17 protein-coding genes are annotated in these 16,150 nt (G+C 63.4%); 10 read left to right on the top strand and 7 right to left on the bottom strand.

Features of this window, described 5'->3' with window-relative positions:
- Positions 1–65 precede the first annotated feature (65 nt).
- The 5 genes from JGU72_RS20610 to JGU72_RS20590 are packed head-to-tail and all read right to left on the bottom strand — an operon-like array spanning position 66 to position 4,150.
- On the bottom strand, positions 66–884 hold the full coding sequence (locus JGU72_RS20610) for an alpha/beta fold hydrolase (protein WP_199685910.1): 819 nt from the start codon (positions 882–884) through the stop codon (positions 66–68).
- Positions 881–2,152, bottom strand: a complete 1,272-nt coding sequence (locus JGU72_RS20605) for an LLM class flavin-dependent oxidoreductase (protein ID WP_199685909.1) — start codon at positions 2,150–2,152, stop codon at positions 881–883. Before JGU72_RS20605 ends, JGU72_RS20610 begins: the two co-directional genes overlap by 4 nt.
- Positions 2,153–2,166: 14 nt before the next feature.
- A complete protein-coding gene (locus tag JGU72_RS20600; protein ID WP_199685908.1) occupies positions 2,167–2,781 on the bottom strand; it encodes a flavin reductase family protein in 615 nt (204 codons plus the stop codon).
- A gap of 40 nt (positions 2,782–2,821) precedes the next feature.
- Positions 2,822–3,736 carry a catechol 2,3-dioxygenase gene (locus JGU72_RS20595; protein ID WP_199685907.1) on the bottom strand — a complete coding sequence of 305 codons (915 nt, stop codon included), beginning with the start codon at positions 3,734–3,736 and terminating at the stop codon, positions 2,822–2,824.
- 12 nt (positions 3,737–3,748) lie between these two features.
- Positions 3,749–4,150, bottom strand: coding sequence for a 2Fe-2S iron-sulfur cluster-binding protein (locus JGU72_RS20590; RefSeq protein WP_199685906.1), 402 nt, complete (start codon positions 4,148–4,150; stop codon positions 3,749–3,751).
- A 216-nt stretch (positions 4,151–4,366) separates the two neighbouring features.
- Between JGU72_RS20590 and JGU72_RS20585 the strand changes: the two genes are divergently transcribed.
- The 4 genes from JGU72_RS20585 (at position 4,367) to JGU72_RS20570 (ending at position 7,407) form a co-directional block, all read left to right on the top strand.
- Complete coding sequence (locus tag JGU72_RS20585; protein WP_233532712.1) at positions 4,367–5,248, top strand: alpha/beta fold hydrolase; 882 nt, start codon at positions 4,367–4,369, stop codon at positions 5,246–5,248.
- Between the two features lie 45 nt (positions 5,249–5,293).
- A complete protein-coding gene (locus JGU72_RS20580; protein WP_199685905.1) occupies positions 5,294–6,289 on the top strand; it encodes an AraC family transcriptional regulator in 996 nt (331 codons plus the stop codon).
- A gap of 84 nt (positions 6,290–6,373) precedes the next feature.
- Entirely contained in the window at positions 6,374–6,703 is a 330-nt protein-coding gene (locus JGU72_RS20575) for an ArsR/SmtB family transcription factor (protein WP_199685904.1), read from the top strand.
- A complete protein-coding gene (locus JGU72_RS20570; RefSeq protein ID WP_199685903.1) occupies positions 6,703–7,407 on the top strand; it encodes a cation efflux transmembrane domain-containing protein in 705 nt (234 codons plus the stop codon). Before JGU72_RS20575 ends, JGU72_RS20570 begins: the two co-directional genes overlap by 1 nt.
- Before the next feature lie 140 nt (positions 7,408–7,547).
- Here the strand turns inward: JGU72_RS20570 and JGU72_RS20565 are convergent, their stop codons facing one another.
- A complete protein-coding gene (locus JGU72_RS20565) occupies positions 7,548–8,558 on the bottom strand; it encodes a zinc-binding metallopeptidase family protein (protein ID WP_199685902.1) in 1,011 nt (336 codons plus the stop codon).
- A gap of 363 nt (positions 8,559–8,921) precedes the next feature.
- On the opposite strand from JGU72_RS20565, the gene JGU72_RS20560 reads away from it, so the two are divergent.
- From JGU72_RS20560 to tkt, 4 genes are all read left to right on the top strand, one after another.
- Entirely contained in the window at positions 8,922–10,421 is a 1,500-nt protein-coding gene (locus JGU72_RS20560) for an FAD-dependent oxidoreductase (protein WP_199685901.1), read from the top strand.
- 78 nt (positions 10,422–10,499) lie between these two features.
- Positions 10,500–10,943 carry an SRPBCC family protein gene (locus tag JGU72_RS20555; protein WP_199685900.1) on the top strand — a complete coding sequence of 148 codons (444 nt, stop codon included), beginning with the start codon at positions 10,500–10,502 and terminating at the stop codon, positions 10,941–10,943.
- On the top strand, positions 10,933–12,591 hold the full coding sequence (locus JGU72_RS20550) for a phytoene desaturase family protein (protein ID WP_199685899.1): 1,659 nt from the start codon (positions 10,933–10,935) through the stop codon (positions 12,589–12,591). The genes JGU72_RS20555 and JGU72_RS20550 overlap by 11 nt, the downstream gene beginning before the upstream one ends.
- A gap of 2 nt (positions 12,592–12,593) precedes the next feature.
- A complete protein-coding gene (tkt, locus tag JGU72_RS20545) occupies positions 12,594–14,687 on the top strand; it encodes a transketolase (RefSeq protein WP_199685898.1) in 2,094 nt (697 codons plus the stop codon).
- A gap of 16 nt (positions 14,688–14,703) precedes the next feature.
- Here tkt and JGU72_RS20540 read toward each other — a convergent pair whose 3' ends face one another.
- A complete protein-coding gene (locus tag JGU72_RS20540) occupies positions 14,704–14,847 on the bottom strand; it encodes a hypothetical protein (RefSeq protein ID WP_199685897.1) in 144 nt (47 codons plus the stop codon).
- 484 nt (positions 14,848–15,331) lie between these two features.
- Between JGU72_RS20540 and JGU72_RS20535 the strand changes: the two genes are divergently transcribed.
- Both JGU72_RS20535 and JGU72_RS20530 read left to right on the top strand, forming a co-directional pair.
- Positions 15,332–15,895, top strand: a complete 564-nt coding sequence (locus JGU72_RS20535; protein ID WP_199685896.1) for a hypothetical protein — start codon at positions 15,332–15,334, stop codon at positions 15,893–15,895.
- The gene (locus tag JGU72_RS20530; RefSeq protein ID WP_199685895.1) at positions 15,895–16,125 is read left to right on the top strand and encodes a DUF6480 family protein; all 231 of its coding nucleotides are present in this window, start codon (positions 15,895–15,897) and stop codon (positions 16,123–16,125) included. The genes JGU72_RS20535 and JGU72_RS20530 overlap by 1 nt, the downstream gene beginning before the upstream one ends.
- The last annotated feature ends 25 nt before the right edge of the window (positions 16,126–16,150 follow it).

The raw sequence follows: 16,150 nt of genomic DNA, 5'->3' as shown, positions 1-16,150 counted from the left end.
GTCGCTGCTGGGCACCACCAAGGCACCGGCGGTTCAGCCGGGCCGACTCGTGATACCGAATCCAGTCACCGGCCTTCGCGTAGGAAGCCGTCGACGTGTTTGTGGGTGAGGTCGGTTTGCTCGACCTGCGGAATGTGTCCCGCACCGGGCACGGTCGCGACGGTGCTGCCGGCGATTCGGCACGCGAACTCGTCCGCGTACGAGACGTCGATCAGCTTGTCCTGTTCGCCCCAGATGATCAGGGTCGGTGCGGTGATGCGGTGCAGGCGATTCTTCAGGCCCTTGTCCGGGATGGGCCAGACGAATTTACCGGTGCAGCCCAGCGCCCACACCATCCCGGCGCCGGCGGCGATCGCTTCTTCCGGGTCGGTGGGGGGTGTGAACATCGCCTGGGCTGCTTGGCCTTCCGGGTCAGCGAAAAGCATGGCCGGAAGCTCGGTCGGTGCGGCGGTGATCCAGTTCGCGACCGGCTTGTCCTCGCGCCACAGGCCGATCGGATCGAGCAGGACGAGCTTGTCGAACTGATCGGGGTAGGCAGCGGCCAGTTCGGCAGCGAGCATCCCGCCGAATGATTGCCCGACCAGGACCGGCGTACCGATGTCCAGGCGGCGGATGGCCTCCTCATAGAGAAGCACCAGTTGCCACAGGTCGTCGACGTGGTGGATGGCGTAGGGGTCGACGGGTGAAGTGCCGGGGAATTCGGGGGCGTAGACGGTGTAGTCCTGGGCCAACCGGGCGAGAAATCCGTCCCAGGCAAGACCGGCGGCCGGGTGCAGATACACCAGGCCCGGCCCGCTACCGGTGACTTTGAACCGCAGGCGAATCTTGCCGTTCCAGACCTCGACGACCCGTTCGGTGACCTCGGGTAGGGCGATCGTACTCATGCGAGTGCTCCAATCAAATTGTTCGGGCTGGTTGCGAGTGGTCGGCCGCCGAGACTCTCAGGCCACCAATGATGTTCGTGGCCCTCGTCGTCCCACACCTGCTTCAGGCGCGGCATCACGGCGCTCGCGAACAGATCGATGTTGTCTTTTGCCAGATCGTGCGGCATGGAACCGAACTGCAGCATCGCGTGCAGGTTGCCGATGCGATATTCGCGGGCGTAGGCGATTAGTTGCTCGGCAACCGTGTCGGGTGAACCGCAGATCACCGAGCCGGCGTCGACCAGATCAGCGAAAGACGCGGTGCGCATCTTGTTATAGATGCCGAAATCGCCCGGGTCGCGCATGATCGCCTCGACGCCGCGGATATCGATCCCGCCGGGCAACGCGAGGCGTTGCATGGGGATCGAGCCGATGCCTTTCTGGAAGAAGTACTCGGCGTGCTTGGCATACAGTGCTTCGGCTTTCGCGTCGGTGTCGGCGACGCAGATGGTCTGCATGAACCCGAGGCGGTAGGGGTTGGCGTCCTTGCCGGACTTGTCGAGCAGTTCCCAGAACCGGTCGAAGATTCGCCGTCCGGTGACCTTGAGACCGAACCAGCCGAAGTAGTTGAACCCGAACTCGCGATCGATGGTCATCTGCATCGTCTTCGGATTGCCGATGCCGGTGATCCACACCGGAGGATGCGGCGCCTGCTGGATGGGCCTGGGCCAGATGTTTACTGCCGCATGCTGCGCGAAGCGCCCGTTCCAGGGGAACGCTTCGCGTTCGGTCCACGCTTTGAGCACCAGTTCCAGATTCTCGTCGAAACGCTGACGTGTCTGCGCCGGTGGCACACCGTTGTTGATGTTCGCGTCGTAGGCCAGTCCGACGGGGAAACCGCTGACCAAACGGCCACTGGAAATGGCGTCGATCATCGCCAGTTCCTCGGCGACGCGGATAGGTTCACGACTTTTGCCCAACGAGCGCCCGACGGGGTAGATCGCGGTTGCGATGTTCTCGATTTCGGTGGCGTAGGCCACCGCGGATTCGACGATGTTCGGGTTCGGTGCCATGTCGTAGGAACTTTGCCCGTGCTCGGTGACCAGCAGCCCGTCGAAGCCGGCGCGGGCGGCGTGCATGAGTTCGTCGATGGACTGGCGGAACGCGCCAATGACGTTGTCCGAGGTCGTAACATCGAAATACGGTGTCGTGACGACGGATTCGTATCGCTGTTCGAAGTCGTCGGGAAGCTGACGGTACGGAACCTGTTGGAAATAGTTGACTTTCATGATGCATCTCCTGATCAGATATCGAGCGGTTGGTCGTCGATGCCGGCATCGGCCAGCGCGTAGAACATGTTGACGTGGCTGGCCCATTCGCAGGCCGGGCGACCGTCGAACGCGACAGTGCGGGGCAGCTGCAGCAGCTTGAGACCGGGACGTCGGAACTCGCCACGGTGAAAGGTCAACGGTTCCAACGGTCGGGCGTCGTGGTGCTCGACTTCACCGAGGACGAGGATGTGGTCGCCACCGTCGTAGTCACGCCACGAACGGCACTGCAACCACGCCGCCGTACCGGTGAGGCGCGGTGGCCCGACGGTCGGTTCGTGCCACCCCACTACCAGCGAGGTGTTCGGTCTGCCCGCGAAATGCAGAGCGAGGTCGAGTTGATTCGCGGCCAAAATGTTGACGGTGAAGGCGTTGTCGCGCAGCCCTTCACAAGCTTTCGCCTGCCGGGCGACGGACACCAGCACGAGCGGTGGATCCATCGACACCGACGTGAACGAGTTCATCGTGGCACCGCGCGGTTGTCCGTCGCTGTCCCGGTAGGTCACGACGGTGACGCCGGTGGAGAATTCGCCGAGTCGTCGGCGCAAGAGCTTCACGTCGACAGGACTTGGCGCGATCGCGGTATTCATGTCGGCTCCTTCAGATTTCTGTTTGTCCATGGTGAATCCATCAGGTGACGACGTTGAGGAAGTCGGGATCGAGTTCGCGATGGGTGTAGTTGATGCCCTGCGCGGCCTTGTCCATCGTCCAGGTGATGGTGCGGAAGTCGGGACCGGTGCGGTAGCCGCCGGCGAAGATCTCGTTGCGGTTGCCGGCCGGGTCGAAGAAGTACAGCGTTTCCCCGCGGGTGATGCCGTGCCGGGCGGGTCCGAAATCGATCGGGACGTCGCGCATGGAGAAGATGTCGCCGGCGCGGAGCAGGCTGGTCCAGTCGTCGACGTGGTACGCGAAGTGGTGCAGTTTGCCCTGCTCCCCCTTGACGAAGGCGATGTCGTGGGGCTGTTCACCGCAGAACATCCATGAGCCGACGAGGTCGTCGTTATCGGGACCGCCGACGAGACGTTCGGCTGCCCGGAAGCCGAGCACCTCGGAGAAGAACCGTTCCAGCAGGATCGGGTCGGCGGTGGTGATAAGAGTGTGGTCCAGTCGCGGAACCCCGATGCCACGCAGGCCTTCTCGCGGCCACGGGTCGGGATTCCAGCTGCCCGTGGCATTTCCGAGATACTCGACGTCGTTGTAAAGCTCGAGGGTGTGCTCCGACGGCAGAGTTATCCGCAGTCCGTCGCCGACTCCGACGTTGTCGCCCTTGCTCATCCGTTGCACCCGAGCACCGAATACCGTTGCGCGATGCTCGAACTCGTCCAAGTCCTCCGGCGTAGCGACTTTATAGCCGAGTTTGACCAGCCCGACACCGCCTTCTTCCAGGACCACGGAATGATGGTCGTGTTCATCCCAGGACTTCAGGTAGAGCCGCCCGTCTTCCTCGGCGACAGCGTCCATGCCGAGCGTGTTGCGATAGTGCTCGGTCGAGGAATCCAGGTCGGTGACCCGTAAATGGACGTACCCGAGTCTTATGACACCCATGTGTTGTTCCTTTCAGCGGCCAGCGTCGCCGCTGGCAGGATTGATGAAGCCGAATGTGCGGCGTAGCCGGTCTCGCTCAGCGAGCCGGATGACGATCTCGCCGACAGGATGCGCTCGGCACGGTAGGCACTTGCCCTCCCGGCGCTCGGCGACGCTGAGGACCGACTCGGCAATCGGGACCGAATAGTGCACTGTCCCGGCGACCAGGTCCGCTTTGCACGCACCGCAGCCTCCCCGTCGGCAGCAATAGCGCGTGCGATATCCAATCCTGCGAACCGCGTCGACGATCGACTCGCCAGGCTCGACGGAAAACCGCACATTCGCCGGCAGGATTCGCACTGCCCCGGCACTCGAGGTGGCCTGCATGGACAGGTCAGCGACTGAACACGCTGTGCTGCAATCAATGTCGTTCATGAAAACCTCCTCGCCGGTGGAGCTTGCGTTGTCGATGACCCCACTGTGACAGGGCCGCGAACGGATTCCGATCCGCTGCGCGAAGGTCTTATCCGGTTCGCGCAAGCATTTGTGCGCCAACTCACTTCGGATGCGCCGGCGGTCTTGCCCACCGCACCGCCGCATGCGAGATTCGAAACATCAGCCGCTATTCGTGCGGCGAGAAAGGAAATCTCGATGACACAGCAAATCGCCATATCCGAAGCCGATCAGATACACGAAGCTTCACCCGAGATCGGCCGGAGCATAGAGGTGAACGGTCTCGCCACCAACTATCACGACGTCGGGTCCGGGGATCCGGTGCTACTCATTCACGGTTCCGGCCCCGGAGTGTCGGCATGGGCGAACTGGCGCTTGACGATCCCTGAACTGGCCAAACACCACCGAGTGATCGCCCCCGACATCCTCGGGTTCGGCTACACCGAGCGTCCCGACCACGCGGAGTACAACGCCGACACTTGGCTGACGCACCTGATCGGCTTCCTCGACGCACTGGGACTCCAGCGAGTATCCCCCGTGGGCAACAGCTTCGGCGGTGCATTGGCGCTGCGGCTGGCCACGCGTCACCCGGAACGGGTCAACCGGCTCGTACTCATGGGCAGTGTGGGAGTCCTGTTTCCGCTCACGCCTGGTTTGGACGCGGTGTGGGGCCATCAGCCGTCGGTGCAGAACATGCGACGGCTGCTCAATATATTCGCCTACGACCCGAGGTTCGCGACCGACGAGCTCGCCGAGTTACGGCACCGCGCCGCCACGCGCCCCGGCGTCCACGAAGCCTACGCAGCGATGTTCCCAGCCCCCAGGCAGGACAGGGTCACCGCAATGGCCGTTCCGGAAAAGGAGATTGCCGCCCTCACCCACGAGACCCTGATCGTGCACGGCCGTGACGATCAGGTGATCCCTCTGTCGACAAGTCGACGGCTGCTCGACCTGATCCCGAACAGCCAGCTGCACGTGTTCGCCCGTTGCGGGCACTGGGTACAAATCGAACACACCACTCGGTTCAATGCCCTGGTTGACCAGTTCCTCTCCGGAGACTCTGATAAAGAGGCGCAGTGACGCCGCCCGCCCTGCACAATGAGACAACCGACGTAAAGACACACAATGAGCGCTACACCGGACAAGGCCGTCCAACATCACGAACACCCCACATGGTCGACCGACGTCGTGCACACGACCGATCGGGATGAAGCTCAGGACCGAATCTCGTCGATCTTCAGCTCGCACTCTCTCGAAATAGTAGGCCCCACACACGATCTCGACGTGGCCCTGCGAGCGCGGCGAACCGACGCCATCACGATCGCCGACATACGACACGGCACCGAAGTTATCGTCCGCCCCGGGCGGCTGCACTCCTACTACGAAATCAACGTCCCACTGCGCGGATACACCCTGACCCAATGCGGACGCGACGAGATCGAATCGGCACCCGGACGAGCAGCGGTGCTCACCCCGACCGAAGAATCGAGCATGCGGTGGAGCGCGGACTGCGAACAGATCGCGGTCAAAGTCAGCCGCGCCGTCGTGGATCGCACAGTAGAAAGCACCCTCGGATATCCGCCCGACGAAGCTGTCCACTTCGCCATCGGCTTCGACATCGGCAGTGGCCACGGCCGCAACTGGTTACGTGCAGTGTCACTGCTCCGCGACGCGATCGACACCGACGCACCGCAACTCGTCCTGCGGCCACTCGAAGAACTCGTCGTCGGCCAACTCCTCGCGGCCCAACCGAACAACTTCACCGGACGCCTCGCCGGCGACCCACGCCCACCCCGTCCCCGCATGATTTCGCGAGTGATCGACCTGATCGAGTACGACCCCGCCGCACCGCTGACTGTCGCCGACATGGCACTGACCGCAGACACCGGCGTCCGAACCCTGCAGATCGCCTTCGCCGACTACCTCGGCCTCACCCCGATGGAATACCTCCGCAACGTGCGACTTGCCCGAGCCCACCAAGACCTGCTCGCTGCTGTACCCGGAGACGGCCACACCGTCGGTGACATCGCCTACCGCTGGGGCTTCGGACACGTCGCGCGCTTCGCCGCCGCTTACCGAAAGCGCTACGGCCGAACCCCGTCGCAGACCTTGCGCACGTGACCGATGGACCCGCCCACAACTTCATGCAGGTTTGCGTCAAAGTTCATCCTTTTCTGAATACAGAAGTGTATGTACTATCTGTGCATGGAGACGATCCCGCACTCTGACGCGCTCTCTCGGTTCGGTTATGCGCTGTCGGATTCGACGCGTACCCAGATCCTGCTCAGCTTGCGTGACAGCCCGAACTACCCGTCCCATCTGGCCGACGAGATAGGCGTGTCGCGGCAGATCCTGTCCAACCACTTGGCCTGCTTACGCGGATGTGGCCTGGTCGTTGCCGTGCCCGAGGGACGACGCAATCGCTACGAGCTCGCCGATCGGCGAATCGGGAAGGCACTCGACGATCTGCTCGGGCTCGTGCTCGCGGTCGACCCGGCGTGCTGTCCGACTGCCGATACCGATGGATGCTGCTGATGAGCGCTGAGCTGGGAATGCCCGATGTACACGGCCAAGGCCCGTCGCCCGCACGGAAAGTGTTGCTCGCAAAAAGGATTCGTTGGTTCGTCGCCGCCACCATCACCTACAACGTCGGCGAGGCGGCCATCGCGCTCACCGAAGGCACACGAGCGTCCTCGACAGCTTTGATCGGGTTCGGCCTGGACTCCGTTATCGAAGTCGCCTCCGCGGCCGCGGTGGCATGGCAATTCGCCGGCCGAGACCCCGAGGCACGGGAGAAGACCGCGCTGCGGATCATCGCATTCTCGTTCTTCGCTCTCGCCGCGTACGTCACCGTCGACGCCGTTCGCGCACTATTGGGAATCGGCGAAGCGCAGCACTCACCGATCGGGATCGGCCTGGCCGCAGCCAGTCTCGCGATCATGCCCGTGCTGTCATATGCGCAGCGTCGAGCCGGCCGTGAACTCGGATCCCTGTCTGCGGTCGCGGATTCCAAACAAACGCTGCTCTGCACCTACTTGTCCGCGGTCCTACTCGTGGGGTTGTTGCTCAACAGCCTGTTCGGCTGGTCCTGGGCCGACCCGGTCGCCGCCCTCGTTATCGCGGTCATCGCCGTCAAAGAAGGCCGCGAAGCCTGGCGGGGACATACCTGCTGTCCGACACCGATCAGCTACACCGCCGCTCCAACAGAAACCACCCGCGGCTGTGCCTGCTGCGACTGACGACTCGAAATGACCGACTATGCAACGCGTCCCGCGCTGCCGTGCCAAACGCATCGTTCGAGCCGGAAGAACCCGCCCGATCGCGTCCTCGAGGAGTACGTACTTCACTTCGGCCATCATCCGCGACGAACCGGTCGATCTCAGCCCGCCGGAACGATCAGATCGTGCACCAACCGCATTTTCTCGAGGACCTTCGGAGCGAGGACGAACGGATACAGATCCTGATGGCCCATCGAACGGTTTATCTGGTTCAGCGACCATGAGAGCGGGAGCCACCACTCGATAATCCGCGCGAATCCGATCTCGCCCGGCAGTGGGGATTCGAGCGTCGATGCCGCGGGGGCCATCGCGAAAGCGGCAGCCGTGTCCAGGGTGTCGCGAATATGCAAGTAGTGCGCGAAGGTCTCAGCCCAGTCTTCCGCAGGATGCATCGTTGCGTACGAGGATACGAAGTCCGACTCCCACCCCGCTGGTGCACCTTCGCTGTAGTGGCGGTCCAACGCTGCTTGATAGTCGTCATCGGGGTTTCCGAACAACGACTCGAAACGGCTGCGACTCTCTCCCTCGCCGACCAAAACCATCTGGTAGTAATGGCCGATCTCGTGACGGAAGTGCCCGACCAGTGTGCGGTACGGCTCTGCCATCGACACCCGCAGCCGTTCCCGGTGAACATCATCGCCCTCGGCGAGGTCGAGAGTGATCAGCCCGTCGTCGTGCCCGGTGATTACCTTCTGATTCGAACTCGAAAGCAGGTCGAATGCGAGCCCGGTCTGCGGATCCTCGTCGCGCCCGGTGATCGCCAACGAAAGCTCGGTGAGTTCGAGGATCACACGGCGCTTGTTGGTTTCGGCATCGGCAAACGCCGCCATGGCGTCGATATCGTGGTCCGCGGGCCGCGTGCGCGTCAACCGACAAGACACGCACAAAGGTTCGCCGGAATCCGCCTCGACCAGCCAATTACACCGTGCCACTGTGAGATTCGCGCAGCTACGCCACTCGGAGTCGTCCTGTCGAACTGTCTTGTCGGTGTCATCGAGGACAAGCATTGCGCGAGAAGGGAGATGGAACCGCACCGAACTCCGGCAGTTCAGGCACACCGAATTCTCGAACGTCAACCGCTGCCCACAGTTTCGACACACAAAGTCACGCATCAGGCCATACTCCTGTTTCCGCGGTCACCCGCCGATCGATGATGTCGCACGCTGCAACCAGCGCAGAGAAGCGGCCCGCTCGATTCAGTCAGACTGGTGCCTGCCGCACTCCGCACTCCGCACTCAACTGATCCCATCGCTAGAGGCGCTTACCTCCGCTCACATACCCGAGCGGGCCGAGCGAGAAACGCTTGGGACCCAGACGCGACGAAGCTCACGCCCGGCTGACTCGGGGCCGAGTATGCCTCCGTTGCACAGATCGGCCCGGACCGATTGGTTGGCTGGTCGGGTTGCGGGGTACCAACTTGATGACCTCCCGCCGTCGGGCGCAGAGGAATCCAAGCATCGAGAAAGCGTGCGCAGATGAGTTCGTTGTGGCTGGATCGCGGCGTCGACGTCGGAGATGGTTCGTCGGCAGGCGACGCGCTGCCCGACCACGCCGACGTCGTTGTCGTCGGCGCTGGGCTGACGGGATTGACTACGGCAGTGCTACTGGCCACGGCGGGTGTGTCCGTCGTGGTCGTCGAGGGTCGTTATGTCGGTGCCGCGGCGACCGGTAATACGACGGCCAAGGTGAGCCTCCTACAGGGAACCCGCCTGTCACAGATCTCCGCGAAGCATCCCGAGTCCCTGGTCCGCGCCTACGCCAGGGCAAACAGTGCTGCGATGGCGTGGTTGTTGAACTTCTGCGCCGACCACGACGTGAGCGTCGATCGGGAAGACGCTTACACCTACGCTCAGGGTTCCGGGGGTATCTCTGCCGCGAAGGCTGAATATCGGGCGGCACGATCCGCGGGCCTCGACGTGAGGTGGCACGACGAGTTACAGGTGCCGTTCCCCAATAGCGGCGCAGTCATGTTGCGCGATCAGGCGCAATTCGATCCGATGGCGGTCCTGGATGCGCTCTTGGCCGAGTTCCGTTCTCATGGTGGGCGATTGGTCGAACACACCCGTGTGCGTTCGGTGCGGTCCCGCGGCAAGAATATTCGCGTTCGCACGAATCAGGGTGAGGTGTCCGCTGGACACGTAGTGCTGGCAACGGGCACACCCATCCTCGACCGGGGGGCCTTTTTCGCACGCGTGGAACCGTTACGGTCCTATTGTGCGGCGTTCGATGTACCGGACAACGCATTCCCGCGGTCGATGTATCTGTCCGCGGACGGGCCGTCACGCTCGTTGCGTTACGCCCGACATCACACCGGAGAAAAGCTTATCGTCGGCGGCAACGGACATCCCGTAGGTCGTCACGAGTCACCCAACCGAGCGGTCGCGGACCTGGTCGACTGGACGCAGTCCCATTTTCCCGATGCCGTACTGACACATTCGTGGTCTGCGCAGGACTACGAATCGATCGACGCGCTGCCATATGCCGGTCCGTTGCTCCCCGGCGAGCAACGATTACTGGTCGCGACCGGCTTCGACAAATGGGGCATGACCAACGGCGTGGCATCCGCGATCATATTGGCACACAGCATCATCGGCGACGAACAGCCTGCGTGGGCGAACGCATTCGATTCATGGAACGTCCGGCAACTGCGCGGCCTGCCGACTGCGGCGCGGATCAACACGCTCGTCGGTCTCAACATGGCAAAAGGTTGGATCAGCCCCCTCGCTCACGCGCCGGACGGCGCGTTGCCAGATGGGCAGGGGCGCGTGGAACGTGGGTTCCCGTTCCCGGTCGGACGGTGCACGGACGGGGCAGTGGAGCACAAAGTGAGCGCCGTTTGTCCGCACCTGGGGGCGATCGTGCGATGGAACGACCTCGAGCGGTCCTGGGACTGCCCATTGCACGGCTCCCGGTTCGCGGCCGACGGCGCGGTTTTGGAAGGGCCGGCGACCCGCCCGCTGACCAGAGTGGATTAGGAGCCAACGGAGCACGATCGGGTGCCCCGACAGCATCGGCTCGCCGCCGGTGCCACATCCTTCGAGAAAGGGTTGACCATGACTGCCACCAGGGAGACGACTGCGTCTGCACAGCAGGTCTGGGACGTGCTGGCCGATGGGTGGAAGTTTTCGGGTTGGGTTGTCGGTGCGAGTCGAATCCGTGCTGTCGATGCGGACTGGCCACAGCCCAATTCACGCATCAGCCATTCGGTCGGTCCATGGCCGGCGTTGATCAACGACGAGACTGTCGTCGAAAACGTCGTTCCAGAGCGAGAGTTGGTTCTGCGGGCCAAGCTCTGGCCTGTAGGTGAAGCACTCGTCACCATGCGTCTGCACAGCATTCCGGGCGGCTGCCGAATGGAAATGTCGGAGGTAGTCGCAACGAAGCCGCTCGATCTGATACCGGACAAAGTGCAACTCGCCGCCTTCTGGCACCGAAATCACGAATGCCTGTTGCGTTTGGCGTTGATTGCCGAAGGAAAGAAGCCCGATGACGTCTGAGCGCACGGCAACCGCAACCGTTGACGCGATTGTCATCGGTGGAGGACACAATGGCCTCGTCGCGGCAGCTGTTCTCGCGGACTCCGGTTGGGACGTCATCGTCCTCGAGGCGCAACCTGAACTAGGTGGCGCCGTCCGAAGCGCGGAACTTGTGCCAGGCTTCGTGATCGACCTGTACAGCGCGTTCTACCCCCTTTCTGCGGTATCGCCCGCCATTCGCGGCCTCGATCTGGAGCAACACGGACTGCAGTGGAGCCATGCGCCGGTGGTGCTCGGCCACCCACTGTCCAGCAGCGACGAAAACGCTCCGGTCATCCTCCGCGACTCCCATGAAACGGCTGCCCTTCTGGCGCAGCGTGATCCGCGTGATGGGGAAACCTGGCTACGGCTCGTCGAACAGTGGCGAACTATCCGTGAGCCGCTGCTGTCCGCACTCTTCTCGCCGTTTCCCCCGGTTCGCAGTGCGGTAGCACTTGTGCGGGCAATCGGCACAGCGGATGCTGTTCGCCTCGCACGGTTTCTGATGTTGCCGGCATCGGTCATGGCCAGAGAACTTTTTCACGACGATGCCGGTCGAATCTTGTTCCTGGGCAACGCCATGCACTCGGATGTGCCGCCAGACGCGCCGGGCAGCGGGGTGATGGGATATCTACTTACGATGCTGGCGCAAGACGGCGGATATCCGGTTCCTGTCGGCGGAGCGGCCCAGCTGACCGCCGCGCTTGCCGCCCGCGCGCGGTACGGCGGCGCGCAGCTTCGTTGCAACGAAGAAGTCGTCGCGATCGGCGTTCGAGGTGGGCGCGCGGTCAGCGTGCGGACCGCCGGCGGCACGACTCTCACTGCGCGGCGGGCGATTGTTGCCGACGTATCGGCGCCGATCCTGTACACGAACCTGCTTCCGCGCGAGAGTATTCCGCCCCGCCTGTTGGATGACATTAAGAATTTTGCTTGGGACACACCGGTTTTGAAGGTCAACTACGCATTGGACAGCGCAGTCCCATGGCGTTCGGAGAATTTGCGCGGCGCCGGAACGGTCCATGTGGGCGCAGATCCTCGTGAACTGGTCCACTGGATGGCCGACCTCAGCACCGAGGTCGTCCCCGAGAAGCCGTTCATGCTGTTCGGACAGATGACAACGGCCGACCGGACTCGTTCGCCGGCCGGGACCGAAAGCGCCTGGGCGTACACCCATTTGCCTCGAAACGTCATCGACGACGCGTCGGCCGACCTCCTGGCCGGCCGCGTCGACGACGTGTTGGAGTCATACGCCCCTGGCTTCGCAAGCCATGTGGTGGGCCGGGTAGTCCAGCGGCCCCGCGATCTCGAAGCCAGCGATGCCAACCTGCACGGTGGTGCGGTCAACGGCGGAACCGCGCAATTGCAGCAGCAGTTGATCTTTCGGCCGATCCCAGGAACCGGGCGGGCTGAAACACCCGTCGATCGCCTCTACCTCGGCAGCGCATCCGCGCATCCGGGCGGCGGTGTTCACGGCATGTGCGGTTTCAACGCCGCGCACGCCGCATTGAAGGCAGACGGCGCTCGCGGCTGGCCCCGACGCCGCATCAACCGATCAATAACGAAGCTGATGAACAAGCAGCGCTCGACCCCCGCCGACCGGCAACTGCCGGCCGTAGACGAAGGAGTGTGATCATGACCGAAGTCGACATTGCCACCTTGACAAAGCCTCACCACCCGAAGGACTGGGCGAACATCGACTCGGTCGCCGTCGACACGGTGCGGGTGCTGGCGGCGGACGCAGTGCAAAAGGTCGGCAACGGTCACCCGGGCACAGCGATGAGCTTGGCGCCCCTCGCGTACACGCTGTTTCAACGCAAGCTGCGCCACGACCCTTCCGACGTGCACTGGCTGGGCCGTGACCGGTTCGTGCTGTCGGCCGGCCACAGCAGCTTGACGCTCTACATCCAGCTGTATCTGGGTGGCTTCGGCCTCGAACTCGCCGACATCGAGTCGTTGCGAACGTACAAGTCCAAAACCCCTGGGCACCCGGAGTTCCGCCACACCAAGGGAGTCGAGATCACCACTGGGCCGTTGGGCCAAGGTCTCGCGTCAGCAGTCGGGATGGCGATGGCCGCCCGCTTCGAGCGTGGTCTCTTCGACCCCGGCGCCGCATCGGGCGCAAGCCCGTTCGATCACTTCATCTACGTCATCGCCTCGGACGGTGACATGGAAGAAGGCATTACCAGCGAGGCCAGTTCGCTGGCCGGCACCCAGCAACTCGGCAACCTGATCGTGTTCTACGACCGCAACCAGATCTCGATCGAGCACGACACCAACATCGCGTTGTCGGAGGACGTCGCAGCCCGGTACCGCGCATACGGTTGGCACGTGCAGGAAGTCGACGGTGGCGAGAACGTCGACGGCATCGAAGCGGCTATCGAAGCAGCCAAAGCCGTGACCGACAGGCCGTCGTTCATCTCACTGCGCACGATCATCGGCTATCCCGCGCCGACGAAGATGAACACCGGCGGGGTGCACGGCTCTGCGCTCGGCGACGACGAAGTTGCGGCCACCAAGAAGGTGCTGGGCTTCGACCCCGACAAGAAGTTCGAGGTGCGCGACGAGGTGATCGCCCACACCCGGAAGTTGGTGGACCGCGGCAGGGACGCCCACCAGACATGGCAGGTCGAGTTCGATGCCTGGGCGGAACGTGAGCCCGAGCGCAAGAAGCTGCTGGACCGGCTGACGGCTCAGGAACTGCCCGACGGTTGGGACGCCGAGGTGACCTCCTGGGACCCGGGGTCCAAACCGCTGGCGACGCGGGCCGCGTTCGGGCAGGTGCTCAACGACGTCGCACCGAAGCTCCCCGAACTGTGGGGCGGTTCGGCGGACCTGGCCGGCAGCAACAACACCACCATCGAAAACGTTAAATCGTTTGGGCCGCATTCTATTTCAACCAAGGACTACACCGCAGATCCTTATGGCCGGGTGCTGCACTTCGGTATCCGCGAGCACGCGATGGGATCGATCCTGTCCGGCATCGTGCTGCACGGTCCGACTCGGGCCTTCGGCGGCACGTTCCTGCAATTTTCCGACTACATGCGGGGCGCAGTGCGACTGGCCTCGTTGATGGACATCGACACCATCTACATCTGGACCCACGACTCCATCGGACTCGGCGAGGACGGGCCGACCCACCAGCCCATCGAGCACCTCGCCGCACTGCGCGCGATTCCCAACCTGTCCGTGGTTCGACCGGGTGACCCGAATGAGACCGCCTACGCTTGGCGCAGCATCATCGCTCGCGGAAACGGTAGCGGCCCAGTCGGTTTCATTCTGACTCGGCAAGCCGTCCCGGTCCTGGAGGGCACCGATTTCGACGGTGTCTGCAGAGGCGGGTACGTCCTCGGCGGTGGCAATCCAGCTGACGCCGACGTGATCATAATCGGCACCGGTTCCGAACTGCAGTTGGCGGTGGCGGCGCAGAAGCTGTTGGCGGACAGGGACATTACTGCCTCCGTGATTTCGATGCCCTGCGTGGAGTGGTTTCAGTCGCAGCCCAGGGAGTACCGCGACAGTGTGCTTCCGCCCGAAGTGTCCGCCCGCGTCGCGGTCGAGGCCGCCGTCGCGCAAAGCTGGCACAAGCTGGTCGGCACCACCGGAGAAGTCGTCTCGATCGAGCACTACGGCGAATCCGCGGACGCCGAGACCCTGTTCCACGAATTCGGCTTCACGCCGGAAGCCGTGGTCGCCGCGGCCCAACAGTCGATAGACAACCAGAGGTAGGACGCGCGGGGTCGGACTAGCTCGGGGATTCTTTGTCGGCGTTCTCGGCCGCGTCCTGCGAACCGGTCGAGTGATCGGTATCGCGGGGATTGGAACTGAGCGCCTTGTTCTCCTCGTCCGGCACGTCGGCTTTGTGATCTTTCGGCATGTTTGTTGCCATGTCAGCTTCTCTCTGTTGCAGCGGATTTCGAGGGCTAGTTCCGCCAGTTCGATATCGAGCGCACTCGGTCGCTGCCGAACAATGGTTGCGACGTGTAGTCGTTCAGATGGACTGTGCGAGATGGGAGCATGCGACGGCCTCTGACTGTGGTGTGCCGACGGTGCTCAACGGTTCTGGCGAAGCAGACAGCTCTCGTGTAATACCCGCCGTGTCGCGATGCAAACGCGAACCGGTTGCAGCGTTTGTGCATCGCTTTTCGGGGTAACCCACTACTGCCGGAGCTTTGTAGCAAGTGCGGCGCGAACGGATGTCCCGCTCGCAGCAACTCCGTCATCGTGATCGTGAATCCTTGCCCTGATCCCTGCAAGAGAAACGCTCTACTGCACGACGATTTGCTCACCCGAGTAGATCTATTCCACGCTGCCGAGCGCCAATCCCGGCCGCCATGAGACTCGAACCACAGCGTCGAGTCGAAGGAGTCACAGTGAACACACGCAACACAATCGTCCGCGCGATGCACGACGTCGGAGCCGCTGCTTGGTTCGGCGGATCGTTGATGGGCGCCACCGGCCTCAACGGTGCCGCCAGCGACATCGCCGACCCCGACGACCGGGCACGCATCGCCGCCGACGGCTGGGCCAGATGGGCACCGATCAACGCCGCCGCGATCGGAATTCACGCGATCGGTGGGCTCGGACTCATCGCCGCCAACCGGCGCCGGGTGGCCAACCAAGACGGAGTGGGGGCCAACACGACGATCAAGACCTTGATCACCCTTGCAGCAGTAGGAACAACCGCCTACTCCGGGTACTTGGGCAGCAAGATCGCGAACCATGGGCGGCACGCAGCCGACGGCGCAACCGAACCTTCCTCGGCCACTCCTGACGAAGCCGCGGCCGCGCAGAACCAGCTTCGGATCGTCCAGTGGGTGACCCCGGTGCTGACTGGAACCGTGGTTGTTCTGGGGTCCCAGCAGGGCGAGCAGCAGCGCGCGAGCCAAGTGGTCGCCGGTCTCGGCAGGTCACTCTCTCACGCACTGGCGAAGTGATGTCCTCGGCCGACGGCCCAGACACCGGGGCGCTCGGCGCTCCGGGACTGGAACCGGGTGGCGGTGTCGCCCCAGGCGACACTCCCCCGGACACCGGTCAGACCTCCGGGCTCTCACACCCGCAGCCGATGCCCAGCAGAATCGGACCCATTCTCGCGCTGACAGCAGTCGCGATTCTCACTCTGGCGATGATCTGCTTCTTTTCCGCGCGCTTGGTCACCCTGATATGACATAGGCCAGCAAGGCCCTACGGCG

The sequence above is a fragment of the Antrihabitans auranticaus genome, assembly GCF_016481275.1.
Classification (GTDB): Bacteria; Actinomycetota; Actinomycetes; order Mycobacteriales; family Mycobacteriaceae; genus Antrihabitans.
This window is presented reverse-complemented; position numbering and strand designations above follow the sequence as displayed.